Here is a 24,870-nt window from a genome sequence, read left to right as displayed (position 1 = left end):
GCGCGGCTGATCTCTTCCATCGCGATCATGTGCGCCAGGTAGCCCATGTTGGCGCCGCCGTATTCCTCGGCCACGGTGATGCCGAGCACGCCGAGGTCGCCCATCTTCTTCCAGGCGTCCATCGGGAACTGGTCGGTGCGGTCGATCTCGCCCGCGCGCGGGGCCAGTTCGGCCTGGGCCCACGTGCGCACGGAATCGCGCAGCATCTCGATGTCTTCGCCGAGGTCGAATTTCAGGCCGGGCAAGGTAGTCATGGCAGTGTCTTCTTGAAAAATCTATGTCGTACTAGGGCGGCGCGATCAGGCCGTCTTCGATTCGCTGAGGTTCAGGTCGCGCACCATCTGGTCGCGCATCACGAATTTCTGCACCTTGCCGGTCACGGTCAGGGGCATCTCGTTCACGAAGCGGATGTAGCGCGGAATCTTGTAGTGGGCGATCTGGTTGCGGCAGAACTCGCGGATCTCTTCCTCGGTGGCGCTCTCGCCCGGCTTGAGCACGATCCACGCGCACACTTCCTCGCCGTACTTCTGGTCCGGCACACCGAACACCTGCACGGCCTGCACCTTCGGATGGCGGAACAGGAATTCCTCGATCTCGCGCGGGTAGATGTTCTCGCCGCCGCGGATCAGCATGTCCTTCACGCGGCCGACGATATTGCAGTAGCCTTCCTCGTCGATGGTGGCGAGGTCGCCGGTATGCATCCAGCCATCGCGGATGGTCTCGGCGGTGCGGGCGTCGTCGTCCCAGTAGCCCAGCATGACCGAGTAGCCGCGCGTGCACAGCTCGCCCTTCTCGCCCACCGGCACCGTGGCGCCGGTGGCGTCCACCAGCTTGACCTCGAGGTGCGGCTGGATGCGTCCCACCGTGGCGGTGCGCTTGTCCAGCGGATCGGTGGTGCTGCTCTGGAACGAGACCGGGCTGGTCTCGGTCATGCCGTAGGCGATCGTCACCTCCGACATATGCATCTGCGACACCACGCGCTTCATGGTCTCGATCGGGCACGGCGAGCCGGCCATGATGCCGGTGCGCAGCGAAGAGAAGTCGTAGTCGCCGAAGCGCGGATGGTCGAGCTGCGCGATAAACATGGTCGGCACGCCGTGCAGCGCGGTGCAGCGTTCCTCGCTGACGGCCTTCATGGTCGCTTCCGGTTCGAACGCTTCGCCCGGGAACACCATCGCGGCGCCCGTGGAGACGCAGGCCAGTACCGCCAGCACCATGCCGAAGCAGTGGTAGAACGGCACCGGGATGCACAGCTTGTCCTGCTCGGTGAAGCGCATCGCCATCGCGATGAAGCGCGCGTTGTTGACGATGTTCCGGTGGGTCAGCGTGGCGCCCTTGGGTGCACCCGTGGTGCCGCTGGTGAACTGCACGTTGATGGGGTCGTTGCGGTCCAGCTGCGCGGTGATGGCGTCGAGCGATTCGCGGCCCACCCCGCGCGCCACGCCTGCGCCGCGCGCCACCACATCGTCATAGCGGATCATGCCAGGGGTCTCGCCCTCGCCCATGCGGATCACCCAGCGCAGCGACGGCAGCCGCGCGGCCTGCAGCGCGCCCGGCTCGCTGGTGGCCAGTTCCGGTGCCAGCGCCTGCAGCATCTCCAGGTAGCGCGAGGTCTTGAACGCCTCGGCCGCGACGATGGCCTTGACGCCGACCTTGTTCAGCGCGTACTCCAGCTCGGCCAGCCGGTAGGCCGGGTTGATATTGACCAGCACCAGCCCGAGCCGCGCCGTGGCGAACTGCGTGACCACCCATTCCACGCGGTTGGGCGACCAGATGCCGACGCGGTCGCCACGGACCAGGCCGAGCCCGTGCAGCCCCGCCGCCAGTGCATCGATGGCTTCAGCAAACTGCTGCCAGGTCCAGCGCACGCCCTGCTCGCGGAAAGCCACCGCGTCGCGCTGCGCAAAGCGGGCGACGGTCTGCGCCAGCAGTTCCGGCACCGTCTGCTCGGACAGCGGGATACTGGTTTCGCCGCGCACATGGGACAGCCCGCCCATGGGCAGGATGGTGGGTTGGGACTCGCCCTGCATCGTCATACTGGTCTCCAAAGCTCGGTGTCGTTCCGTGCGCCGGCGTTTTGTGAGTATCACTCAATTCACGCCGTGTTCATTGTCTGTGGTGGGCTGGCAGCGAAAATCGTCAGGGAAATCCCTTAAATTCATCCCGCCTTTCACTGCCCGCTGGTGCGGGCCGTGGCGCCGACGAGTGAAAAGTACACGCTCGGCAGGCAGAACGCAATAATAATTTTGAGCTTTACTCAAGTTCTGGCCGCCGGCGCACTATAATCCTCGGCACCAGAGACCCGTACACACCCCCGACAGCATGGAAGACACCAGTTCCCGGCGCCGCGTTCCGGCCGGAGCCAAGGCCGAGCAGCGCATCCGCGACATCCTGCGCGTGAGCCGCGACGTGTTCGCCGAGCTTGGCTACGAGCGCGCCACCACCACCGAGATCGCGCAGCGGCTGGGCGTCTCCGAGGGGACGGTCTTCACCTATTTCCACGGCAAGCGCGAGCTGTGCGTGCGCGTGATCGAGGACTGGTACGACGAAATCATCAGCACGCTGGAACAGGGCATGCCGCACGGCCAGCCCACCAAGGCGCAGCTTGAGTTCTACGTGAAGACGCACCTGCGCCTGTTCCTGATCCAGGGGACCGGGCTGTGCGCGCTGGTACTGTCGGAAGGCCGGGCCAAGGGGCCGGGGCTGGGCGAGGTGTTCCTGCCGCTGCAGCGCCGCTATACGGCGCCGCTGATGGACCTGCTGGCGCGGGCGCGCAGCAATGGCGAAATCCGCGGCGACTTGCCGCTGAGCCTGCTGCGCTCGGCCATCCTGGGGCCGATGGAGCACATCCTGTGGGACGCGATCGCGCGGCAGCGCGAGGTCGATATCGAGAAAACCGCGCGCGACATGGTGGCGCTGCTGTGGCCGGCGCTGCAGCCGGTGGACCTGGAGCTGGAGAAGCTGCGGGGTTTCTATGGCGAGGTCAGCGCGGCGCTGCGCAAGGCAGCGGAAGACTGAGGCACGCCGGCGCCAAGCCGGCGTGCTGGCTGGAGCAGTGCAAGGCCTGCTGGCCAGGCGCGGCCCGCGGCCTCGCGGGCCGCAGGCACGGCGCTCAGGCGCTGAAGCCGCCGTCGATCATCAGGCTGGCACCCGTGACGAAGCCAGCTTCCGGACCCGCAACATAGGCCACCATGCCGGCAATCTCCTCCGGCGTGGCATGCCGCTGCAGCGCCATCAGGCCATGCAGCGCCGCGCCGAACTCACCGGCTTCCGGGTTCATGTCGGTATTGGTCGGTCCCGGCTGGATATTGTTCACGGTGATGCCGCGCGGCCCCAGGTCGCGCGCCATGCCCTGCACCAACCCCAGCAGCGCGGACTTGCTCATCGCATACGCGCTGCCGCCCGGGAACGGCATGCGTTCTGCGTTGGTGCTGCCGATGTTGATGATGCGGCCGCCTTCGCCCATATGCGCCAGCGCTGCCTTGGCCGCGACGAACACCGCGCGCACGTTTACGGCCAGGGTTTCGTCGAAGTCTTCCAGCGACAGGGTCTCTACCGATCCCAGCCGCAGCACGCCGGCATTGTTGACCAGGATGTCGAGCTTGCCGAACTGGCGCGCGGCGCCGTCGATGGCGCGGGTCAGTGCGGCGGGATCGGCGGCGTCGGCTTGCAGCGCCAGCGCGCGGCCGCCGGCGGCTTCCACTTCCGCGGCCAGCGCGTTGGCGCCCGCGGCGGAGTTCTGGAAGGTGAAGGCGACGGCAGCGCCTTCGCGTGCCAGCCGGCGCACGATTGCCGCGCCAATGCCGCGGGCGCCGCCGGTAACGAATGCAGTTTTTCCTGTCAGGGTGGCCATGGATAGCTCCGGGAAATGGTTGGTTTGTGAACGCAGTATCGTTCGTCCATTGCCCCTTCGGTAGCTACAAGTCAGCATCAACTTTTTCAACCATTGGTATAAGCTGGTGCGATGGAAGCCCTCAACTTGCTCGAATCCTTTGTCCGAAGTGCCGAGGTCGGTAGTTTCTCTGCCGCAGCGCGCCAACTCGGCATGACGCCGGCGGCGGTCAGCAAGAACGTGGCGCGGCTGGAGTCGCACCTGGGCGTGCGGCTGTTCCAGCGCAGCACGCGCCAGCTGACGCTGACCGCCAGCGGCGAACAGTTCCTGCGGCAGGTCTCGGACCCGTTCTCGACCCTGCGCGATGCCTTTGCCAGTGCGTCGCAAGACGCGGGCAAGCCCGCGGGCACGCTCAAGGTCAGCATGGCCCTCGCCTTCGGCCGCGAACACCTGGTGCCGCTGCTGGGCGAGTTCCTGCAACGCTATCCGGCGATCGTGCCGGACTGGCACTTCGACAACCGCCCCGCGGACCTGATCCAGGACGGCTATGACGCGGCCATCGGTGGCGGCATCGAACTGACAGACGGCGTGGTCGCGCGCGAACTGGCGCGGACTTGCATCGTGGCCACGGCATCGCCGTCTTATATGGCGGGCAGGCCCATGCCGGCCCACCCCAGCGAGCTGGCCGCGATGGACGGCATCGTGCGGCGCTCGGGCCCGACCGGCAGGCTGCGCGCATGGACGCTGCGCAGCGAGTCGGGCGAAGAGGCGCCGGTCACGCAGCGCACGCGCATGATCTTCGACGACCCCGAGGCCATGGCGCACGCGGCCATGCTCGGCTACGGCGTGGCGCTGCTGCCGACGCCACACGCGGCGCGATGGCTGGAAAGCGGCGCGCTGGTGCGGCTGCTGCCCGGATGGCATGCCGACAACGGGCCGATCTCGCTGTACTACCCGAACAAGACGCTGCTGCCGCCGAAGACGCGCGTGTTCATCGACTTCGTGGTGGCGGCGTTCCGCGACCGAGGGCTGGCGGCGCGCTTTGATGCCGGCATCCAGGCGGCGCATTGACGCGCGCGGCCGGCGCTCGCCCACTCGCCATGCATCCCTGGCGTGACGAGAACGGCCCTGCGCCGGCGTGCCGGCCCGTTTGACTAGGGATAGAGAACGACCTAGGCTAAGTAGGCTCGAAGTCCACTTCCGTGCGCGGACGCTGCCATGCCGGCCTGCGCGATCTCGCGGCATGTGACCGGCGTAGAACAAGGAGGGCTAACCATGAACATGCGGCCGGATCCCACGTTTTACCCGTCGCCACAGCTCGCGATGAGCGCGCCGCCGGAAGAATTCGCCTACACCCTGCTGCTGAGCCCTGACGGCTCGCGCCCCGACGCGCTGGCCGTGATCGACGTCAAACCCGGCTCGCCCACCTACAGCACGGTGGTGCATACCGTGCCGATGACCAACAAGGGCGACGAGCTGCATCACTTCGGCTGGAATGCCTGCTCGTCCGCACTGTCGCCGCTGAGCGGCCATGCGTTCCTGGAGCGGCGCTACCTGATCATTCCCGGCATGCGCTCGTCGCGCATTTATATCATCGACACGAAGCCGCATCCCACGCAGGCGCGCATCCACAAGATCATCGAGCCGGACGAGATCATCAGCAAGACCGGTTACTCGCGGCCACACACCGTGCATTGCGGCCCGGAAGGGATCTACGTCAGCACGCTCGGCGGTGCGGGGCAGGACGGCACCGACGGGCTGCCCGGCATCTTCATCATGGACTGCGAGACCTTCGAGGTGCTCGGCCGCTGGGAAATCGACCGCGGCGAGCAGGAGAAGCACTACGACTTCTGGTGGAACCTGCCGCGCGACTACATGGTGTCGAGCGAGTGGGCCTTGCCGCCGCAGTTCGAGAACGGCCTGGTAGCCGAAGACCTGCTCTCCAACAAGTACGGCCACAAGCTGCATTTCTGGGACCTGCGCGCGCGGCGCAACGTGCAGACCATCGACCTGGGCGCCAACCACCAGATGGCGCTGGAAGTCAGGCCCGCGCACGATCCGGTGCGGGAATACGGCTTTGTCGGCGTGGTGGTCGACACCACGAACCTGGAAGGCTCGATCTGGACCTGGTGGCGCGAGGGCGGCAAGTTCCATGCGGAAAAGACCGCTACCATCCCAGCCGAGCCGGCCTCGGCCGACCTGCTGCCGCCGTTGCTGCAGGGCTTCGGTGCCGTACCGCCGCTGATCACCGACATTGACCTGTCGCTCGATGACAAATTCCTCTACGTGTCCTGCTGGGGCACCGGCGAGATGCGCCAGTACGACGTCACCGACCCGCGCAAGCCGCGGTTGTCGGGCTCGGTCCATCTCGGCGGCATTGCACGGCGCACGCCGCATCCGAACGGCAAGGCCTTCGCCGGCGGCCCCCAGATGGTCGAGATCAGCCGCGACGGCAAGCGCGTTTACTGGACCAACTCGCTCTACTCCACCTGGGACAACCAGTTCTATCCCGACGGGGTACCCGGCGTGCAGGTGATGGGACGGGCCGATCCGGAGGGCGGGCTGGCGCTGGCCGATGACTTCTGGCTGGAATTCCCCGACGGCTACCGCGCGCACCAGGTGCGGCTGGAAGGCGGCGACTGCTCGACTGACTCGTTCTGCTATCCGTCGGTCCGGTCTTGACGGCATTCTCCTGGGAGCATGCCGGCCTGTGGTCGGCGGTCCTGGCAAGCGGCATCTATCACGGCCTGAATCCCGCGATGGGATGGCCGCTGGCGGTGTCGAACGGATTGCTGGCGCGGCAGGACCGCGCCGTGGTGTCGGCGCTCGGATGGCTGGCGCTGGGCCACCTGCTGGCGATGATCGCCGTCATGCTGCCGTTCGGCGTGCTGGCCATGGTGGTCCGCTGGCAGGCGCCGCTGCAGTTTGCCGCAGGGCTGCTGGTGATCGGCTGGGGGCTGGCGCTGCTGGCCTGGCGCCGCCATCCGCGCGCACTGGCGCGCATTGCGCCGTCGCGCCTGGCGCTATGGTCCTTCGCCGTGGCAATCGCGCATGGCGCCGGGCTGATGCTGGTGCCGATCTATCTCGGGCTGTGCCGCGCCGACGAGGATGCCGGCCACGAGGCCGCCGCCACGCTGATGGGCGCCAATGTCTCGATGGCGCTGCTGGTGTCCGTCGTGCATGCCACGGCCATGATCGCGACCGGCGGCCTGGTGGCGTGGCTGGTCTACCGCTATGTCGGGCTTAAGTTCGTGTCGCGCACCTGGTTCAACCTCGACGTGGTGTGGGCGCTCAGCCTGGTGCTTGTAGGTGGGCTGGCACTGGCATTCAGCGGTATCCAGCTGCCATCGCCGCGCTAGCGCTTCAAACGAGCCGAACCACCAGCACGGCATCGGCCTGGAGTGGTTTTCCCCTTCCTTGCGAAGTGGATATGATGCCCTGAACCTCGTCTTCAATCTTCTTCAGAGGACCTGAACGATGGATATCACGGCGCGCGCTTTCGATAGATTTTGCTCACGAAGCATGCATGCGCAGCGGTCTTCCCAGATTGCGGCCACGCCCTCGCAAATGGGCACTGCAATGACGATTCCGCGCCGACTCGACAGCGAGCGGCCACTCAATGGCGTAGGTCTCGCCTGCCTCTATTAATCCGGAGCCGGCCAAGGGCGCACTGACGCGCCTGGCGGCTCCGGAATTCCCCTCAGATAGCGACTCATCCCCCGTTGTTTGCCTCATCGGGATTGCATACCCCTCGAGTTGAACAATTGCCGCTCTTGCCACTGAAACTGCATGGATTCCTGTCGGGTGCAGCAGGCGGCACCGCCCCAGGGCGCCGCCGCCAGGAATGGGACCTGGCAAGCGCTTGGCCGCTGCACCGGCCTGCATCGCGATGCGGGGGCCGCGCATTGGTTTGACCAATATCAAGTTCCATTCAGCACTGCCGTCTAGGCTGGACGGATCAGACCTTCAGACCCAGGGACCATGCAGTCCCATCTCACAGGAGCATCGCATGTACCAGCGCATCCTGCTCGCCGTGGACGGCAGCCACTCCTCCGACCTGGCGCTTAGCCAGGCCATCGCAATTGCCGCTGCCACCGGCGCCGAAGTCAAGGCGTTGTTTGTGGTCGATGACAGCAATGTATACTTTGAGGCAGGCTATTTCGATCCCCGCGAACTGGCGAACCAGCAGATTTCTTACGGCGGCAAGGCGCTTGACGCCGCGACGGCACGCCTCAGCCAGGCAGGAATCCGATGCCACGCGCAATTGGACGAAAAGCCGGTGGCTCCGGGCCGAATCTCCACGACCATCGCCGTCGAAGCCGACAGATGGGATGCCGACATGATTGTCATGGGCACGCATGGGCGGCGCGGCGTCAGGCGGCTGCTAATGGGCAGCGTGGCGGAAGGCGTTCTGTCTCAGACCAGCAAGCCCGTACTGCTGGTCCGCAGCGAGATTGAAGGGTGACCCACGTCCGGGCGCCGCGAAGGACTACACCATGCCAGAGACCATGCGAGCCATGCAATACGGGGGCGCGGGGCAGCCTCTGGTCCTGGTGCGTGTGCCAGTACCCGAGCCCGGGCCGGGCGAGGTGCGCATCACTGTTGCTGCCTGCGGCGTATGCCGGACCGACCTGCATATCGTCGATGGCGACCTGCGTCATCCCAAACCGGCGCTCATCCCCGGACACGAGATCGTTGGACGGGTGGATGCTTGCGGAACGGGTGTCACCGGCTTCGAACCGGGCGACCGCGTGGGTGTGCCTTGGCTTGGCCATACCTGCGGCCACTGTCGCTACTGCCTGCGTCATCACGAAAACCTCTGCGATGCAGCGCTCTTTACGGGCTATACGCGCGATGGCGGCTACGCCGAGTATGTTGTCGCAGACAGCAGGTATTGCTTCCGGATTCCGCCTGCCTACGATGACGAACACGCCGCCCCCCTTCTCTGTGCCGGCCTGATCGGCTACCGGACGCTGCGCATGGCAGGCCCTGCCGCCGGGGCACGCCGCATCGGCATCTACGGCTTCGGCGCAGCCGCCCACCTGGTTTCACAAATTGCCGTGGCACAAGGCCGGGAGGTCTACGCTTTCACCCGCACGGGCGACACAGGCGCCCAGCAACTGGCATACCAGACCGGGGCGTGCTGGGCCGGCTCAAGCGACCTCCTGCCTCCGGCGCTTCTGGACGCCGCGCTGATTTTCGCGCCGGTGGGCGCACTGGTGCCCAAAGCGCTACGCGCCGTCGATAAGGGTGGCACCGTGGTCTGCGGCGGCATTCACATGAGCGATATCCCAGGCATGCCTTACGAACTGCTGTGGGAAGAGAGGCGCCTGTGCTCCGTAGCCAACCTGACGCGCGCCGACGGGATTGCGCTGATGGAAATCGCCGCCCGCACCTTGCTGCATACACACACCACCGCTTATCCGCTGGAGCAGGCCAATGAGGCATTGGCCGATCTGCGTGACGGCCGCCTTTCCGGCGCCGCGGTCCTACAGATTCACCGTTGATTCTCTTCAGTTCTCAATGCGCCCTTATCAAACACGTTTTCAGACCCGTGAACATGCCGGAACGGAACTGGCGCGGGCTTTGCGTGCGTATCGGCGAACCGGCGCCCTGGTCCTGGCGATCCCTCGTGGCGGGGTGCCAGTCGGGCGCGTCGTCGCCGACGCGCTGGACGCCGAATTCGATCTCGTGATGGCGCGCCGCATCGTCCCGGGGGTGGCATTGGACGACACAGGCATGACGTGGTGCACCGGCGAAGCGAACGCGCATGGCGACGCCAGCCGACAACGTGACGCCCAGTTGGACCAGCTTCGCAGGCAGCGCGCGGTCTATAAGCCGGTTCGCAAGCAGGCGGATCCGGGCGGTCGCGTAGTGATTGTCGTGGATGACGGCCTGGTGAGCGGCGCGACGATGTATGCGGCCCTCTCCAGCCTGCGCAAGCGGCAGCCCGCCCGACTCGTATGCGCGCTTCCGATCGCCTCAAGAGCGGGACTGGACCGGATCCGAGCGCTGGCGGATGAAGTCATCTGCCTGGATACCCCGGATTGCATCGAAAACCTCGCGCATTTCTATCACGAGTTCAGTCTGGTCACCGACGATTTTGTCCGGCAGGTGACGGCCAAGCTGCCAGTGCAATCCGCAGGCCATGCCCGGCCAGGTGGGGAGGCGCGGGTGCCGGCAATCAGCAGAGCGATGCTCGTTCCGTATGAGACGACCTGCCTGCGGGTAATATTCGAAACCGCCGCGAACCCCATCGGGGTCGCGGTGATGGTTCATGCCGGTGGCGCGCAACGCCGCGACGTCCGCAGTCATTACCTCGCACGCAAGCTGCGCGCGAAAGGATTCGCCACCATGCTTGTGGACCTGCAGCCTGATAGCCGCTTCGACGACGCGCCCGAATCGGATGTCGATGAGCTGGTGGCAAGATTGAACCGGACGCTGAGCTTCCTGCATGCGGGAACACCCTGCGCAGACCTGCCTGTCGGCCTGCTTAGTACCGGCACCGCCGCAGCTGCGGCCTTGCGCTCGGCCGCGTCCGGCGCGGCACAACTTCGCGCGGTGGCCTGTGTTGCAGGACGACCGGATCTCGCGGGTGCCGCCAGCCTGCAGCGCCTCGAGATCCCTGCCTTGCTGATCAGTGCAAGCGGCGACCCGCAGAACATACAGGTCAACAATCTTGCGTTTGAGCAAATGCATTGCCCGCGGCAGTTGAGGATCATCCCAACGAATGGCCGAGGCTTCGAAGACCGCAAGGCCCTGGAAGACGTCGCAACACTCACGATAGCCTGGTTCGAGAGGCACCTTACGACCCAGTCGTGTTCCAGGCTGGGGTACGCCGGATGACAACAACAACGTTGTTGTCATCATCCTCCTCTCCTCCCCCTGCTGCTGCGGACTTCCGAGGCCGGGGCCTCAGGTCACCGGCGCCGGATTGAACAGCACCAGCGCGTTCCTGATCTTCCAGTGTTCCGCCCACGACTTCTTGCCGCTGGCCACCGCCAGCAGCGTGTGGAACAACTCCCAGCCCACCTCTTCGATGGTGGCCTCGCCGGTGGCGATGCGCCCGGCGTTGACGTCCATCAGGTCGTGCCAGCGGCGTGCCAGGTCATTGCGCGTCGAGACCTTGATCACCGGCACTTCGGCCAGGCCGTAGGGCGTGCCGCGGCCGGTGGTAAAGACGTGCAGGTTCATGCCGGCGGCCAGCTGCAGCGTGCCGCAGACAAAATCGCCGGCCGGCGTGGCGGCGTAGATCAGGCCCTTCTGCGTGACCTTCTCGCCCGGGCCGCTGACGCCATGGATCGGGCCGGTGCCGGACTTGACGATCGAGCCCATCGCCTTTTCCACGATATTGGACAGGCCGCCCTTCTTGTTGCCAGGCGTGGTGTTGGCGCTGCGGTCGACCTTGCCTTTTTCGAGATAGGCGTCGTACCAGGCCATCTGCTTCATCAGCGCCTCGGCCACTTCGGGCGTGGCCGCGCGCGCGGTGAGCTGGTCGATGCCGTCGCGGACCTCGGTGACTTCGGAGAACATCACCGTGCCACCGGCGCGCACCAGCAGGTCGGTGGCGAAGCCCACTGCGGGATTGGCCGTAACGCCCGAGAAGGCATCGCTGCCGCCGCACTGCACGCCCACCACCAGGTCCGATGCGGGGCAGGTCTCGCGCCGGCGTGCGTTCAGGCGTTGCAGGTGCTTCTCGGCCGTGACCATGATCGAATCGATCATCGAGGCGAAGCCCACGTGCTGTTCGTCCTGCAGGCAGACCACATCGGGCTCGCCTTCCTTCTGGATCGGGATGGTGCCGGCGCTGACCAGCCGTGTGGGCTGCAGCTTTTCGCAACCCAGGCTGACGATCATCACTTCCCCGCCGAAGTTGGGGTTCAGCGCGATATTGCGGATCGTGCGGATGGGGATGCCGGCGTCCGGCGCGTCGATCGCCACGCCGCAGCCGTAGGTGTGCTCCAGGCCCACCACGTCATCGACGTTGGGATACTTCGGCAGCAGCTCTTCCTTGATGCGCCGCACGGCAAACTCGACCACGCCCTCCACGCACTGCACGGTGGTGGTGATGCCGAGGATATTGCGCGTGCCGACCGAGCCGTCGGCATTGCGATAGCCCTCGAAGGTGTAGCCCTCCAGCGGCGGCAGCGGCTTGACGCGCGTGCCGACCGGCAGGTCGTGCAGCTCCGGCGCGGCCGGCATGCGGATCACGCGCTCGTTGATCCAGCTGCCGCGCGGCAGGTCCTTCAGCGCGTAGCCGATCACCACGTTGTAGCGGACCACCTCCTCGCCTTCGCGCAGGTCCGTCAATGCCACCTTGTGGCCCTGGGGCACGCCTTCAACCAGCGTCAGGCCGCACGGAAACGTGGTGCCGGCCGGCAGCCCGCCGTCGTTGGCGACGATGGCGACGTTGTCGTCGGGGTGCATCGTGATGTAGAGGGGGCGCGATGCCGGCGCTTGGGTCGCTTCACTCATGATTGCAGGCTTTCGTCAGGGGGCGGCGATATGCCAACCATGTGTTACGTTGTCTGACGACATTGTAGAGGCTATGGCGCGCGCTGGTGCTCGGGCTTACCCTGATTTGGGCAGCTTATGCGCCACATATTCCATTAAATTGGTTGCATGAGTGCGATCGTTACGTTGCCAGCCACCAATCTTTGGCTTTGATGTACGACAACTATCGCGCATCCGCTCGTCAGTGCCAGTTAATTTCATCCGGCAAAACTTTCTGGCGGCGCAGAATGACGGCCCGCATCGGATAGCCTATAACTGCTCCAACTGGTTTCACGTGACGAAAACCGGGCAAGGAGACCACCGGCGTGACCACCCCGAGCACCTCGCTGCAGAAGGCCTGCCGCCTGCTGCGCGCGCTGACCGATGTCCGCAACACCCGCCTGACCGACCTCGCGCTGGCCGCCGGCGTCGACAAGGCCTCGGCGCTGCGCTTGCTGGAAACGCTGGCGGCCGAGGGACTGGTCGAGCGCGATCCCGCCACCAAGGCCTTTGCGCCGGGACGCGAATGGCTGGCGCTGCATGCCGCCACCCTGGCGCGCACCGACCTGCGCCCGCTGGTACGCCCGGCGCTGATCCGGCTGGCCAATGCCTTCGAGGACAGCGCCATCCTGTCGGTGCCGAGCGGCTGCGAATCGGTCTGCATCGAATTGCGGCTCGGCACCTTCCCGATCCGCGCCAACTACCTGGACATCGGCAGCCGCCGGCCGCTGGGAATCGGCGCCGGCAGCCTGGCGCTGCTGGCCGCGCTGCCCGATGCGGAGGTCGACGCGGTGCTCGACGGCATTGCCCCGGCCATGCGCCGCTACCCGCGCTTCAGCCGCGACATGCTGCTGGGCCATGTCCAGGCCACGCGCGAGCGCGGCTACGCCGTATTGCTGGACGTCGTGGTCGAGCGCATGGGCGGCATCGCCATCGCCCTGCCCGGCCCCGACGGCTACCCGCTGGGCGCGATCAGCATTGCGGCGCTCAACGAGCGCATCACCAGCCGGGAGGCCGCGATGGCGCGCGCGCTGCGGCGCGAGGCCGACGCCATCTGCGAGCACTGGCGCTCGCACGCCGGCAACAAGCCCGACATCCAACGGCCGTCCGTCCGGCCACGTACGCGAGAGGAGGCATGACATGCGCTGGAAGCAACGTCCGCAGGGTTCCAACTGGGGCGATTTCGGGCCCGACGACCAGCTGGGCCGCGTCAACCTGATCGGCCCCGAACAGGTCGTCAAGGGCGCGCGCGAGGTGCAGGCCGGCATCAGCTTCTGCCTGTCGCTGCCGCTGGACTATCCGGGCGGCAACAAGCTCAACCCGCGCCGCCACCCGCCGCAGCTGCGCCCCACCTTCCGCGACGACAGCCCCTACCTCAACTTCCCGCTGGCCCGGGTCGATCCCGCCGCCACCGACGTGATCAGCGACGACCAGGTGCTGATGTGCCTGCAGTACAGCACGCAGTGGGATGCGCTGGCGCACGTGGGCGCGCTGTTCGATGCCGACGGCGACGGCCGGCCCGAGCGCGTCTATTACAACGGCTTCCGCGCCAACGAGCATATCGTCGGCCCGGTGGACTATGCCGACGACGACCACTTCGCCGCCCATCCCTGCGGGCACGACCACAGCGCCGCGCAGGCGCTCGGCATCGAGAACTTCGCCGTCAAGGGCATGCAGGGGCGCGGCGTGCTGGTGGACCTGGCGCACGTATACGGCCAGGACTTCCGCAACGTCGGCTATGACGAGCTGATGCGCGCGCTGGACGCCGGCAAGGCCGAGGTCGAGCCCGGCGACATGCTGCTGTTGCGCACCGGCTTTGCCGAGGTGGTGCTGTCGATGCAGCGCGAGCCCGACGAAGCCGTGCTGCACCACAGCTGCTGCGCGCTCGACGGGCGCGACGACCGCCTGCTGCAATGGATCACCGATGCCGGCATCGCCGCGCTGATCGCCGACAACTACGCGGTGGAGCGCTACCCGGCCCGCCCCGCGCCCGATGGCGACAAGCACCACCCGCTGCTGCCGCTGCACCACCACTGCCTGTTCAAGCTGGGGCTGCCGCTGGGCGAACTGTGGTACCTGCGCGACCTGGCCGACTGGCTGCGCGCCAACGGCCGCACCCGCTTCCAGCTGACCGCGCCGCCGTTGCGGCTGCCGGGGGCGGTGGGTTCGCCGGTGACGCCGATCGCCACGGTCTAGCCAAAACAAGAGACACAACAAGCCAGAGGAGACACCATGAAGCTTCGCCATTCGATCCGACGCCGGGCCGCCGGCGTCCTCACCGTGGCGCTGGCCGCGGCGCTTGCCTGCGGCGCCGCGCACGCACAGCCCAAGGCAGCGATCTCCGACGACGTGGTCAAGATCGGCATGCTGCTCGACATGAGCGGCCTGTACGCCGACGTCACCGGCCGCGGCAGCGCCACGGCGGCGCAGATGGCCATCGACGATTTCGGCGGCAAGGTGCTGGGCAAGAAGATCGAGCTGGTGGTGGTCGATCACCAGAACAAGGCCGATATCGCCGCCAACAAGGCGCGCGAGTGGTACGACACCGGCAATGTCGATGCCATCCTCGACGTGGCCGCCTCGGCGCCGGCGCTGGCCGTGCTGGAAGTGGCGCGGCAGAAGAACCGCATCGTGGTGTTCTCGGGGCCGGGCACCGAGCGCATTACCAACGACCTGTGCACGCCGGTGTCGGTGCACTACGCCTACGACACCTACGCGCTCGCCAACACCACCGCGCGTGCCACGGTGCAGCGCGGCGGCAAGAGCTGGTTCTTCCTGACCGCCGACTACGCTTTCGGACACACGCTGCAGGACTCCGCCACCGCGGTCATCAACGAAACCGGCGGCAAGGTGCTTGGCGCCGCGCGCCACCCGATCGGCGCCAGCGACTTTGCCTCGTACCTGCTGCAGGCGCAGGCCAGCAAGGCGCAGGTCGTGGGACTGGCCAATGCCGGCGGCGACACCATCAACGCGATCAAGGCGGCGTCGGAGTTCGGCCTCACGCGCAACAACGCGCAGCGCATGGCGGGCCTGCTGCTGTACATCAACGACATCCACGCCATCGGGCTGAAGACCGCGGGCGGCCTGGTGCTGACCGAAGCCTTCTACTGGGACATGAACGATGCCACCCGCGCGTGGTCGCGCCGCTATTTCGAGAAGCTGAAGAAGATGCCCAACATGAGCCAGGCCGGCGCGTATTCGTCGGTGACGCACTACCTGAAGGCCGTGCAGGCCGCGGGCACCGACGAGACCGCGGCAGTGATGAAGAAGATGAAGTCGATGCCGGTCAACGACTTCTTCGCGAAGAACGGCCGCATCCGCGAGGACGGCCGCATGATCCACGACATGTACCTGTTCGAGGTGAAGACGCCAGCCGAATCCAAGTACCCATGGGACTACTACAAGGTCGTGGCGACGGTGCCCGGCGAGCAGGCCTTCATGCCGGCCTCGAAGTCGCAATGCCCGCTGCTCCGGCACTGACATGAAGGCCACCTATGTACGCGGCACCGGCAACACGCGCTTCGGCCGCATCGAGGGCAGCACGCCGCTGACGCTGATGGCGCAGGCCGCCGATGCTGCACTGGCCGATGCCGGGCTGGCGCGTGCCGACCTCGACGGCGTGCTGTGCGGCTATGCCACCACGCTGCCGCACCTGATGCTGGCGGACCGCTTCTGCGAATACGCCTCCCTCCGGCCCGCCTACGCCCACGGCGTGGCCGCGGGCGGCGCCACCGGCGGCGTAATGGCGATGCTGGCGCACGAGCTGGTGCGCGCCGGCCGCTGCCGCCATGTACTGGTGGTCGCGGGCGAGAACCGCCTCAGCGGCCAGAGCCGCGACCAGTCGATCCAGACGCTGGCGCAGGTAGGCGAACCGCATGCCGAGGTGCCCAACGGCGCCTCGGTGCCGGCCTACTACGCGCTGCTGGCATCGCGCTACCTGCATGAGACCGGCATGGATGCCGATGCGCTGTCCGGCTTTGCGGTGCTGATGCGCGAGCATGCCGCCGGCCATCCGGATGCGCACCTGCGCGAGCCCCTGTCGCTTGCCGACGCCCGTGCCGCCCGCCCGATCGCCACCCCGCTGAGACTGTCCGACTGCTGCCCGATTTCCGATGGCGCGGTAGCGGTGATCGTCTCCGCGGAACGCGGCGCCGGCACGCCGGTGCGCATCGCCGGCGCGGGCCAGGCACACCGGCACCAGCACCTGGGCGCGATCGATGACGTGATGCAGACCGGCGCCGCCGACGCCGCGCGGCGCGCCTTTGCCGAAGCCGGCGGCGACGTGGAAAGCATCGATTGCCTGGCGATCTACGACTCGTTCACCATCACCCTGGTCATGCTGCTCGAAGAACTTGGACTGGCGCCGCGCGGCCAAGCGCACGCGCGGCTGCACGCCGGCGAATTCGGCCGCGCTGGTGCGCTGCCGCTCAATACGCATGGCGGGCTGCTCGCGTTCGGCCACTCCGGCGTGGCAGGCGGGCTGATGCATCTTGCCGAAGCCGCGCGCCAGCTGGCCGGACGCGCCGGGGAACGTCAACTGAGCAAGCGCCGCCGCGCGCTGTTCCATGCCGACGGCGGCGTGCTGTCATCGCATGTCAGCCTGGTGCTGGAGGCTATGCCATGAGCCATGCCTATACCGACGGACTCGATGCCGGCGTGGTGCGCTACCAGTGCTGCGACGACTGCGGCGCATGGCAGCCGCTGGAGCGCCACGCCTGCCGCGCCTGCGGCAGCCTGCAATTGCACTGGCGCGATGCAGGCGGGCTGGCCACGGTCTATGCGGTCACCGAGATCAGCCGTGCCCCGGCCGACGCCTTCCGCCCCCTGGCGCCCTACACGCTGGTGCTGGCCACGCTGGACGAAGGGCCGCGCGTGATGGGCCATGCCGAGCCCGGCGTGGCGATCGGCGATCGCGTGCGTGCAGGGTTCCTGCGCTTCGGCGAAGGGACGCTGCTGCGCTTCCTGCGCGAGTAGCGGCCTTCAGGCGCCAGCCACCATCCCTGCCGGCGCCCCTCCACCCCAGCCGGCATCCACAACCCGGAGAACTCCCTTGGCACCGAATCGATCCCGGCGGCACGCGCTCGCCCTGCTTTCCTGCCTCGCCTTGTCCGCGGCGGCCATGCCGCCAGCGCTGGCGCAGTCCTTCCCGGCCAAGCCGATCCGGCTGGTGGTGCCCTACCCGCCCGGCGGCCCCACCGACATTGTCGCGCGCGTGGTCGGCCAGAAGCTGGCGGACAAGCTCGGCCAGCCGCTGGTGGTGGAGAACCGTCCCGGCGCCGGCGGCAATATCGGCGCCGAGGCGGTGGCCAGGGCCGCGCCCGACGGCTACACGCTGCTGGTGGCCACCACCGCGCATGCCATCAACATGACGCTGTTCCGCAAGCCCGGCTACGACACGCGCAAGGACTTCGCACCGGTGAGCCTGCTCACGCGCGGCCCCCTGGTGCTGGTCACTGCGCCCGCCACGCCCGCGGGCAATGTCGCCGAGCTGATCGCGCTGGCCAGGACCAGGCCGGGCCAGGTCACCTTTGCCAGCTCCGGCAATGGCCAGTCCACCCATCTTGCCGCGGAACTGTTCAACAGCATGGCCGGTGTGCGCATGACGCACGTGCCATACAAGGGCAGCGCGCCCGCGCTGACCGACGTGATGGGCGGCCAGGCCACCGTGATGTTCGACACCATGCTGTCGGCCATGCCGTTCGTGCGCGACGGCAAGCTCAAGGCGCTGGCCGTCACGGGCGCGGCGCGCTCGCCGGCCGCGCCGGACACGCCGACCATGGCGCAGTCGGGCCTGCCTGGCTACGAGGCCAGCGCCTGGAACGCGCTGCTGGCCCCCGCCGGCATGCCCCCCGCGGTGCTCGATACGCTCGGCACGGCGCTCAAATCCGTGCTCGACGATGCGGAGGTGCGCGCGCGCTTTGCCACGCAGGGCTTTGCCGCGGAATGGACCTCGCCACCAGCGACCGCGAAGTTCCTCGACCAGGAAATCGATAAATGGTCCCGGGTCGTCAAGGCGTCCGGCGCCACCATCGACTGATCGCTACGCACAACTCACGCATCCCCCACGCATCCCTCACGCCCCCCAGTCATGACCGCTCCCCTCCAGTCCCTGCTCGCGCCCCGCTCCATCGCCGTGATCGGCGCCTCCGACAACATCCACAAGATCGGCGGCCGCCCCATCCACTACATGAAGACACACGGCTACGCCGGCACGCTCTACCCGGTCAACCCGCAGCGCGACACCATCCAGGGCCTGCGCGCCTGTCCCACTCTGGACGCGCTGCCGGAAGTCCCCGAACTCGCCATCATCATCGTCGCCGGCGACGCCGCCGTGCAGGCCGTGCGGGACTGCGCGCGGCTGGGCGTGGCGGCGGCCATCGTGATCGCCTCTGGCTTCGGCGAAGCCGGTGCCGAAGGCAGGCGCCAGCAGGATGAAATGGTGCGCGCCGCGCGCGCCAGCGGGCTGCGGCTGGTCGGACCCAACAGCCAGGGGCTGGCAAATTTCGGCAGCGGCGCCATCGCCTGCTTTTCGACCATGTTCATCGAGGTGCCGCCGCAGGACGGCCCTGTCGCCGTGGTCAGCCAGAGCGGCGGCGTGGCGGCGATGGTCTACGGGCTGCTGCGCGGCCAGGGCATCGGCGTGCGCCACATGCATGCCACCGGCAACCAGGCCGACATCACCGTCAGCGAGCTGGCGCTGGCGGTGGCGCACGATCCCGGCGTGCGGCTGGTGCTGCTGTACCTGGAAAGCCTGTCCGATCCCGAGGTACTGGCCGAGGCCGCGCGCGTGGCGCGGGCGCGCAATGTGCCGGTGGTGGCGGTCAAGGCCGGACGCTCGCAGGACGGGCAGCGCGCCGCCGCGTCGCACACCGGCGCCATCGCCAACGAGGACCGCGCGGTCGATGCCTTCCTGCGGCGCCATGGCATCTGGCGCGTGGACGATGCGCACGCGCTGGCGCGCTGCGCGCCGATGTACCTGCGCGGCTGGCAGGCCGAGGGCCGGCGGCTGGTGGTCGTCAGCAATTCCGGCGCGAGCTGCGTGATGGCCGCCGATGCCGCGCCGTCGTGCGGGCTGACGCTGGCGCCGCTGTCCGATGCCACGCGGGCCGCGCTGGCGGAGCGCCTGCCCGGTTTTGCCGCCACCGCCAACCCGGTCGACGTCACCGCGGCGCTGCTGACCAACAGCGCGTTGTTCGGCGAGGTGCTGCCGGTGGTGGCGCGCGATCCCGCCGCCGACCTGTTCCTGCTGGATGTTCCCGTCTCCGGCATGGGCTACGACGTGCCGCGCTTTGCCCGCGATGCCGCGGCGTTTGCCGACACCGCCGGCAAGCCCATCGCGGTCGCCGTATGGCAAGCGCCTGTGGCCGACGCTTTCCGGCAGGCCAACGTTCCGACCTACGCCAGCACAGCCGAAGCGCTGGGAGCCTTCTCGCAACTGGTCTCGCACCAGCAACGGCTGCGGCAGATCACGGCCGAAGGGGAGCCGCCACGACCCGCCGCACCTGCCTTGCCCGCGTCACCGGAGCAGAGCACGACGCTGAGCGAAGCCGCCAGTCTTGCGCGTCTCGCGGCAGCAGGCATGCCGGTGGCCGAACACTATCTTTGCCGCGACGTGGACGCCGCGGTGGCCGCGTGGCGGCGCATCGGCGCACCGGTGGCGGTCAAGGCAAGCTCGCCGCAGGTGCCGCACAAGAGCGAGCATGGGCTGGTCGCGCTGCACTGCAATGACCCCGAGGCGGTAGCTAGCGCATTCACGGCCCAGACGCGCACCCTGCGGGCAATGGAAGCGCATTGCGAAGGCATCGTGGTCGCCCGCATGACGCGTGGCCAGCGCGAATGCATGATTGGCGCGAACTGGGATCCCGTATTCGGCGCGGTGCTGGTGATCGGAGACGGCGGCAAGTATGTCGAGACGCTGCGCGATACCGCCGTGCTGCTGGCGCCGTGCAGCGAAGCCGACGTCGCCCGCGCGCTGGACGGGTTACGGATCGCGCCGCTGCTGCGCGGCGTGCGCAATGAGCCGGCGGTCGATATCGCCTCGCTGTGCCGGCTGGCGGTGCAGGTCGCCGACCTGGTCCATGCGGCCGGCGGCGCGATCCGCTCGGTCGACCTCAACCCCGTGATGGCGGGCGCCGACGGCGTGGTCGTGGTCGATGCGCTGATCGAGGTGGCGGAGGCGGAGCCTGTGCTTGCGCACTAGGATTGCATGACCACCAGCATGCCGTAGAACAGGATGGCCAGGAACAGCGTCTCAAGGACCATCAGCGCCACCGGCTTCCAGCCGACGGACAGGATCTCCTTGAGATGCGTCTTCATGCCGATTGCCACCATCGCCATGACCAGACACCACTGCGAGGCGAACTGCCCCGCCTTGACCAGTGCCGCAGGCAGCCAGCCCGTGCTGTTGATCGCCACCAGCACCGCAAACGCCACGGCAAACCACGGCAGCAGCGGCGGACGCGGCCCCTTTCCGGCGTCCCCTTGCGCCCGCTGATGCCGCTGCGACAGCCATGCGGCCAGCGCGATCACCGGCAGCAGCATGGCCACCCGCATCAGCTTGACCAGCGTAGCCGCATCCCCGGCTTCTTGCGAGATGCTGTAGCCCGCACCCACAACCTGCGCCACATCATGGATTGTCCCGCCGATGAAGGCTCCGGCCTGCAGCGAAGGCAGCGACAGCAATTGCGCCAGCATCGGGTATAGCACCATCGCCACCGTGGACAGCGTGCTGACGGAGATCACCGTAAACAGCGTCGCACGCTCCTTCAAGGGATGCTGGGGCATGGCCGCCGACAGGGCAAGCGCCGCGGACGCGCCGCAGATTGCGACAGCGCCTCCGGTCAGCAAGCCGAAGAAGGTCTGGAACCCCATCATTCGCGCCAGCACGATGCCGCACAATATCGTCAGCGCCACCGCCAATACCACCATGGCAAGGGAGTGCCAACCCAGCGCGGCCACCTGCGAGGCGGTAATCCGCAATCCCAGCAGGGCCACGCCCAGCCGGAGCACCTGCTTGGCGCTGAAGTCAATGCCGGAAGCAGCGGAAGATTCCTGGGACAGGAAGTTCAGCGCCATGCCCAACAGCAAGGCGAACAGCATCACCGGCGCCTGGTAATGCCCGGCAAGCGACATGGCGGCCACGGTTACCACCGCGCTGATGGCCATGCCGGGCAAATAGCCCCGGAAGGTGCTTAGCAGGCTCGGGTTCAGGAATCTTGTGGGCAAGGAGGTCTCTCCGATGCATCGATGAAGGTGGCCACCCATCTCGATATCAGGCCCGCCATCTGCGCCATCCGGGAAACGCTGGCGGACACACTATGCAATTTCCCACGTAGCAAGCATGCCGCAACAAGTCCAGCATAGCCTGTGCAAACGATGCCAGTGGCTTTGCATTACATGCCACCGCCGGCAACACCCAACACCCCGAGTGCACGCGGCGCTACCGGCGGTGTGAATCTTTGCCTACAGTAAAGGGGGCGGCCGTTGGCCAGTCTGCCGGCGCCGCCTCGCCGTCCGGTCTCACCCGGAGAGTGCCTGCCGCCCGGGATCCCAGGATCGATGCCATCGCACCCGACACGGTGGGCGGGCATCGTTGTAGACCTTCGCCATGGGCAGGCCGCCGGGGTGCACGCCAGTGTTGACCACTTCCCTCGATTCCGAAGCCACCGATGCGCGGCCGCGCTTGCTCGATACCGTCGACCGCGTGTGTGAGATGTGCTTCGGCCTGTTTATGGCATTGACGTTCGTGGGCGCGGTGTCGGTCGTTGGCGCGCCAGCCGATGCCTCACGCACGATGTTCTACACGGCGCTGGGCTGCAACCTGGCCTGGGGGCTGGCTGACGCAGTGATGTACCTGGTGCGCACGCTGACGGAACGCGGCCGCAGGCTGTCCCTGGTCAAGGCGGTGCACAATGCCGGCGACCCGGCTGACGCCATCGGGCGCTTGCGCGAGGCGCTTTCGCCGGCCTTGCGCACCCTGGTCGACGATGCCCAGTTGGAAGCGGTGCGAGGCCGCATCGAGCAACACCCCGGCTTGCCCGCGCGTCCTGCACTGGTCCCACAGGATTTCCTGGCAGCCGCCGGGATCTTCGTGCTGGTGGTGCTTGCCACCTTCCCGGTAGCCTTGCCCTTCATGTTGTTCTCGGACGTCCCGACCGCGCTGCTGGTCTCGCGCGTGCTGACCATCCTGATGCTGTTCGGGGCTGGCATCGCCCTGGGTCGCCATGCCGGCTTCGGCGGATGGATAGCGGGGGTGGCGATGACAGTGGTCGGCATCGCGCTGACCATGGCCATCATCGCGCTTGGGGGCTGACCATGCATGCCGAGAGAATGGCAGCACGGCTGGCCGCCCCCTGGCTGCTGCTGGCCGCGGTAACCGCGCCGCTACCGTTGTGCGCTGCCGAAGACGGCGCGCCGTCTGCGACCGCCTCTGCGACCGCCCCTGCGACCGCCCCTGCGACCGCGGAGACGCCGGGCTGGAGCGGCGGGGTTTCGGCCTACCTCAACCTGCCGCGCGGCAGCGAATCCTACGTCACCGGCATCGCCATCGCCAAGCGCGGCGCGTTGCACCTGGAGGCGCGCAGCAATTATGAAGGCATGGATGCCTATTCGTTCTTCGTCGGCTACAACCTCGGCTGGGGGGACGCGTTGCGCCTGGACTTCACCCCGATCCTGGGTGTGGTCACCGGCAGCGTACACAGCGTCGTCGGCGGCTTCGAGGCCACGCTGACCGGCCGCCATTTCGATGCCTATGTCGAGTTCGAGTACGTGCCTGACGCCGAGCCGTCCGGCTATGCCTATGCGTGGAGCGAGCTGGCCTGGCGTCCACGTGACTGGCTGCGGCTGGGCCTGGCGGCCCAGCGCACGCGCGTGCCGGACAACGACCGCAACTTGCAGCGGGGCGTGTTTGCGCAAGTAAAGGGCAAGCACATCTCGGGCGCAGTCTATTGGTTCAATCCCGCCGCGGATGATCAGATCGCCGTGGTCTCGGTAGCGCTGAGCTTCTGACGCGGCCGACAGCCTTCCGCAAGCTGCTTACACATCGCCTCTACCTACACCCTCTTCGAGCGCCAGGGTCACCACGCGCAGCGTGGCATCGTCTGGACACTGTACGTCGGCAAATCCAAGTCGTTTTGCCAGTCGCCGCATGCCGGTATTCGACGACAAGACATAGCCTTCCATGTGCCGGAAGCCGCGGCGCCGTGCGATGTCGATCAGTGTCCCCAGCAGTTTGCTGGCCAGGCCAAGCCTGTGCCAGTCGTCGGCAACGGTCACGGCAAACTCGCAGGTATCGCTGCCCGGCGCCGCGGCGTAGCGCGCGCCGCCCACGATAGATGGCCCCTCTTTTCCCGTGGCTAGCGCTACCAGCGCAAACTCCCGCTCTAGCGCGGGATGCGTCGCATGTTCGAGCATCGCCTCCGGAAGCTCTCGCATGGCGGCCATAAACCTGGTGTAACGCGCGTCTGCCGAAAGCCTGTTGAATGCCGCCAGCAAGCCGGGCTTGTCGTCTTCGGTAATCTCCCGCACCAGCACTTCCCGGCCATCGCCCAGGGGCACGTTGAATGGCGCGAAGTTTGTCGCTTCAGACTTGTCTTGCATGGCAATAGTGCTCGTAAAGCAGAAAGCGAATCTGTTGAATCGATCCCGCAGCATCTGATATTAGAACTTCTGGCGCAATTTGACGCGCGGTTTCGGCTGCGAGCGCCTAGAATGCTGAGTGAGCCAAGGCTCACAGAAGTTCGATTAGAAACTTTTCCTACGCCAGAAATTCAGGCACACATAATGTCTTGAGGAGAGCGATATGACCGCACGCAAATTGCCCGCAGTTGGTTGCGCAGTCCTGATGGCACTGGTTTCCATTGGCGCGGCTGCCCAGCCCGCCTCGGCCCCACAGGGGGCGGCGTCAGCCGAGGTGCCTAAGGCCCCGCCGACTACGGCCCAGGCCAAGGCCCTGATTGCCGAGCGGTTCAAGGCGGCCGACGCCAATCATGACGGCAAGCTGAGCCGTGACGAAGCGCAGGCGGGAATGCCCCAGGTCTACCAGAACTTCGACAAGATCGACGTCAAGAAAAAGGGCAATGTCACGGAGCGCCAGATCGGTGCGTACTGGATGAAGAAAACCAAGGATCAGATGCAAAAGGAAGATCCGATCTGGAATTGAAGGCACTGCAGCAATTAGCGGGAAATACTCAAAGGACGATGGGGCGGGAGGAATGGAGTAGTACCGCCCGCCCCCTGTCGGCCCAATCCATCCAAGTTAAGCCGCCAATAAAATCGCAATTCCCCCCGCGAACCCTTGACAGATGACGAGGTTCGAGGGGCCGCCGCCCTGCTTGCGCTGGCTGTTTAGCGCCAGCCGGGCGGCGGCCCATAGAGGATCGTTTTTCGATCTTCGCTTGGCTCTCATGCCCCTGTCCGATTTGTTCGCTTCGCTTACCGAATATTTGCACACCAAGGTCTTTCACGATCTTGCTCGCCATCCCGAACGTCCCGCCGCTTTCACCCGTCAGCGCAAGCTCACTCTGCCGACACTGATCGCATTCATG

Annotated in this window: 23 protein-coding genes and 1 pseudogene; 18 read left to right on the top strand and 6 right to left on the bottom strand. The window is 67.0% G+C overall.

All coding sequences use genetic code 11. From position 1 onward, the window contains the following. Positions 1–254: acyl-CoA dehydrogenase family protein (locus tag K309_RS37790; RefSeq protein ID WP_035878552.1), on the bottom strand; the 254-nt coding region annotated here is incomplete at its 3' end. Between the two features lie 45 nt (positions 255–299). After that, positions 300–2,036: an AMP-binding protein gene (locus tag K309_RS0128950; protein WP_029049613.1), complete on the bottom strand. Its 1,737-nt coding sequence runs from the start codon at positions 2,034–2,036 to the stop codon at positions 300–302. A gap of 286 nt (positions 2,037–2,322) precedes the next feature. Between K309_RS0128950 and K309_RS0128945 the strand changes: the two genes are divergently transcribed. Continuing rightward, positions 2,323–3,018, top strand: coding sequence for a TetR/AcrR family transcriptional regulator (locus K309_RS0128945; protein ID WP_029049612.1), 696 nt, complete (start codon positions 2,323–2,325; stop codon positions 3,016–3,018). A gap of 94 nt (positions 3,019–3,112) precedes the next feature. Here the strand turns inward: K309_RS0128945 and K309_RS0128940 are convergent, their stop codons facing one another. Further along, positions 3,113–3,853, bottom strand: a complete 741-nt coding sequence (locus K309_RS0128940) for an SDR family oxidoreductase (protein WP_029049611.1) — start codon at positions 3,851–3,853, stop codon at positions 3,113–3,115. Positions 3,854–3,964: 111 nt separating this feature from the next. Here K309_RS0128940 and K309_RS0128935 point away from each other — a divergent pair, with 111 nt between their 5' ends. The 6 genes from K309_RS0128935 to K309_RS0128910 all read left to right on the top strand — a co-directional run bounded on the left by K309_RS0128935 (position 3,965) and on the right by K309_RS0128910 (position 10,678). Beyond that, positions 3,965–4,903, top strand: a complete 939-nt coding sequence (locus tag K309_RS0128935) for a LysR family transcriptional regulator (RefSeq protein WP_029049610.1) — start codon at positions 3,965–3,967, stop codon at positions 4,901–4,903. 204 nt (positions 4,904–5,107) lie between these two features. Then, on the top strand, positions 5,108–6,514 hold the full coding sequence (locus K309_RS0128930; protein ID WP_029049609.1) for a selenium-binding protein SBP56-related protein: 1,407 nt from the start codon (positions 5,108–5,110) through the stop codon (positions 6,512–6,514). Further along, positions 6,511–7,191, top strand: a complete 681-nt coding sequence (locus tag K309_RS0128925; protein WP_029049608.1) for a hypothetical protein — start codon at positions 6,511–6,513, stop codon at positions 7,189–7,191. Before K309_RS0128930 ends, K309_RS0128925 begins: the two co-directional genes overlap by 4 nt. A 650-nt stretch (positions 7,192–7,841) precedes the next feature. Further along, the gene (locus tag K309_RS0128920) at positions 7,842–8,297 is read left to right on the top strand and encodes a universal stress protein (RefSeq protein WP_029049607.1); all 456 of its coding nucleotides are present in this window, start codon (positions 7,842–7,844) and stop codon (positions 8,295–8,297) included. Positions 8,298–8,328: 31 nt separating this feature from the next. Further along, positions 8,329–9,339 (top strand): zinc-dependent alcohol dehydrogenase family protein, encoded by a 1,011-nt coding sequence (locus tag K309_RS0128915; RefSeq protein ID WP_029049606.1) that lies wholly within the window; start codon positions 8,329–8,331, stop codon positions 9,337–9,339. A gap of 16 nt (positions 9,340–9,355) precedes the next feature. Further along, the gene (locus tag K309_RS0128910) at positions 9,356–10,678 is read left to right on the top strand and encodes a phosphoribosyltransferase family protein (RefSeq protein ID WP_029049605.1); all 1,323 of its coding nucleotides are present in this window, start codon (positions 9,356–9,358) and stop codon (positions 10,676–10,678) included. 69 nt (positions 10,679–10,747) lie between these two features. On the opposite strand, the gene garD is transcribed toward K309_RS0128910, so the two are convergent. Continuing rightward, positions 10,748–12,307, bottom strand: a complete 1,560-nt coding sequence (gene garD, locus K309_RS0128905) for a galactarate dehydratase (protein ID WP_029049604.1) — start codon at positions 12,305–12,307, stop codon at positions 10,748–10,750. Positions 12,308–12,651: 344 nt separating this feature from the next. Between garD and K309_RS0128900 the strand changes: the two genes are divergently transcribed. The 7 genes from K309_RS0128900 (at position 12,652) to K309_RS0128870 (ending at position 20,525) form a co-directional block, all read left to right on the top strand. Beyond that, entirely contained in the window at positions 12,652–13,464 is an 813-nt protein-coding gene (locus K309_RS0128900; protein WP_029049603.1) for an IclR family transcriptional regulator, read from the top strand. 1 nt (position 13,465) lies between these two features. Further along, positions 13,466–14,521, top strand: coding sequence for a cyclase family protein (locus K309_RS0128895; protein ID WP_029049602.1), 1,056 nt, complete (start codon positions 13,466–13,468; stop codon positions 14,519–14,521). 36 nt (positions 14,522–14,557) lie between these two features. After that, positions 14,558–15,805 carry an ABC transporter substrate-binding protein gene (locus K309_RS0128890; RefSeq protein WP_029049601.1) on the top strand — a complete coding sequence of 416 codons (1,248 nt, stop codon included), beginning with the start codon at positions 14,558–14,560 and terminating at the stop codon, positions 15,803–15,805. Position 15,806: 1 nt separating this feature from the next. Further along, positions 15,807–16,949, top strand: coding sequence for a thiolase family protein (locus K309_RS0128885; protein WP_029049600.1), 1,143 nt, complete (start codon positions 15,807–15,809; stop codon positions 16,947–16,949). Continuing rightward, positions 16,946–17,299 (top strand): Zn-ribbon domain-containing OB-fold protein, encoded by a 354-nt coding sequence (locus K309_RS0128880; RefSeq protein WP_029049599.1) that lies wholly within the window; start codon positions 16,946–16,948, stop codon positions 17,297–17,299. The genes K309_RS0128885 and K309_RS0128880 overlap by 4 nt, the downstream gene beginning before the upstream one ends. A gap of 76 nt (positions 17,300–17,375) precedes the next feature. Beyond that, positions 17,376–18,362, top strand: a complete 987-nt coding sequence (locus K309_RS0128875; protein WP_029049598.1) for a tripartite tricarboxylate transporter substrate binding protein — start codon at positions 17,376–17,378, stop codon at positions 18,360–18,362. A 51-nt stretch (positions 18,363–18,413) separates the two neighbouring features. Continuing rightward, positions 18,414–20,525: an acetate--CoA ligase family protein gene (locus K309_RS0128870; protein WP_029049597.1), complete on the top strand. Its 2,112-nt coding sequence runs from the start codon at positions 18,414–18,416 to the stop codon at positions 20,523–20,525. Here K309_RS0128870 and K309_RS0128865 read toward each other — a convergent pair. Beyond that, entirely contained in the window at positions 20,522–21,550 is a 1,029-nt protein-coding gene (locus K309_RS0128865) for a YeiH family protein (protein ID WP_035878550.1), read from the bottom strand. The genes K309_RS0128870 and K309_RS0128865 overlap by 4 nt on opposite strands. A gap of 409 nt (positions 21,551–21,959) precedes the next feature. Between K309_RS0128865 and K309_RS0128860 the strand changes: the two genes are divergently transcribed. Together K309_RS0128860 and K309_RS0128855 are read left to right on the top strand one after the other, a co-directional pair. Beyond that, positions 21,960–22,637 (top strand): membrane protein, encoded by a 678-nt coding sequence (locus tag K309_RS0128860; RefSeq protein ID WP_029049595.1) that lies wholly within the window; start codon positions 21,960–21,962, stop codon positions 22,635–22,637. A 17-nt stretch (positions 22,638–22,654) separates the two neighbouring features. Further along, positions 22,655–23,332, top strand: coding sequence for a hypothetical protein (locus tag K309_RS0128855; RefSeq protein WP_232232534.1), 678 nt, complete (start codon positions 22,655–22,657; stop codon positions 23,330–23,332). Between the two features lie 27 nt (positions 23,333–23,359). Here the strand turns inward: K309_RS0128855 and K309_RS0128850 are convergent, their stop codons facing one another. Continuing rightward, positions 23,360–23,923, bottom strand: coding sequence for a GNAT family N-acetyltransferase (locus K309_RS0128850; protein ID WP_029049593.1), 564 nt, complete (start codon positions 23,921–23,923; stop codon positions 23,360–23,362). Between the two features lie 202 nt (positions 23,924–24,125). Here K309_RS0128850 and K309_RS0128845 point away from each other — a divergent pair, with 202 nt between their 5' ends. Together K309_RS0128845 and K309_RS43285 are read left to right on the top strand one after the other, a co-directional pair. Then, a complete protein-coding gene (locus tag K309_RS0128845) occupies positions 24,126–24,485 on the top strand; it encodes an EF-hand domain-containing protein (RefSeq protein ID WP_029049592.1) in 360 nt (119 codons plus the stop codon). Between the two features lie 172 nt (positions 24,486–24,657). Beyond that, positions 24,658–24,870, top strand: a pseudogene (locus tag K309_RS43285) (hypothetical protein); the annotation flags it as partial.

The sequence above is a fragment of the Cupriavidus phytohabitans genome (assembly GCF_000426345.1).
In the GTDB taxonomy this organism is placed as follows: domain Bacteria; phylum Pseudomonadota; class Gammaproteobacteria; order Burkholderiales; family Burkholderiaceae; genus Cupriavidus.
The sequence above is the reverse complement of the archived record's forward strand: the minus strand, read 5'-3'. Positions and strand labels throughout refer to the sequence as shown.

Bases quoted from the DNA above. Each gene is read 5' to 3' on its own strand.
- K309_RS0128935 (WP_029049610.1), top strand. From the start codon at position 3,965: ATGGAAGCCCTCAACTTGCTCGAATCCTTTGTCCGAAGTGCCGAGGTC.
- K309_RS0128920 (WP_029049607.1), top strand. From the start codon at position 7,842: ATGTACCAGCGCATCCTGCTCGCCGTGGACGGCAGCCACTCCTCCGAC.
- K309_RS0128845 (WP_029049592.1), top strand. From the start codon at position 24,126: ATGACCGCACGCAAATTGCCCGCAGTTGGTTGCGCAGTCCTGATGGCA.
- K309_RS0128950 (WP_029049613.1), bottom strand. From the start codon at position 2,036: ATGACGATGCAGGGCGAGTCCCAACCCACCATCCTGCCCATGGGCGGG.
- K309_RS0128945 (WP_029049612.1), top strand. From the start codon at position 2,323: ATGGAAGACACCAGTTCCCGGCGCCGCGTTCCGGCCGGAGCCAAGGCC.
- K309_RS0128890 (WP_029049601.1), top strand. From the start codon at position 14,558: ATGAAGCTTCGCCATTCGATCCGACGCCGGGCCGCCGGCGTCCTCACC.
- K309_RS0128885 (WP_029049600.1), top strand. From the start codon at position 15,807: ATGAAGGCCACCTATGTACGCGGCACCGGCAACACGCGCTTCGGCCGC.
- K309_RS0128915 (WP_029049606.1), top strand. From the start codon at position 8,329: ATGCCAGAGACCATGCGAGCCATGCAATACGGGGGCGCGGGGCAGCCT.
- K309_RS0128855 (WP_232232534.1), top strand. From the start codon at position 22,655: ATGGCAGCACGGCTGGCCGCCCCCTGGCTGCTGCTGGCCGCGGTAACC.
- garD (WP_029049604.1), bottom strand. From the start codon at position 12,307: ATGAGTGAAGCGACCCAAGCGCCGGCATCGCGCCCCCTCTACATCACG.
- K309_RS0128880 (WP_029049599.1), top strand. From the start codon at position 16,946: ATGAGCCATGCCTATACCGACGGACTCGATGCCGGCGTGGTGCGCTAC.
- K309_RS0128930 (WP_029049609.1), top strand. From the start codon at position 5,108: ATGAACATGCGGCCGGATCCCACGTTTTACCCGTCGCCACAGCTCGCG.
- K309_RS0128910 (WP_029049605.1), top strand. From the start codon at position 9,356: ATGCGCCCTTATCAAACACGTTTTCAGACCCGTGAACATGCCGGAACG.
- K309_RS0128850 (WP_029049593.1), bottom strand. From the start codon at position 23,923: ATGCAAGACAAGTCTGAAGCGACAAACTTCGCGCCATTCAACGTGCCC.
- K309_RS0128895 (WP_029049602.1), top strand. From the start codon at position 13,466: ATGCGCTGGAAGCAACGTCCGCAGGGTTCCAACTGGGGCGATTTCGGG.
- K309_RS0128940 (WP_029049611.1), bottom strand. From the start codon at position 3,853: ATGGCCACCCTGACAGGAAAAACTGCATTCGTTACCGGCGGCGCCCGC.
- K309_RS0128870 (WP_029049597.1), top strand. From the start codon at position 18,414: ATGACCGCTCCCCTCCAGTCCCTGCTCGCGCCCCGCTCCATCGCCGTG.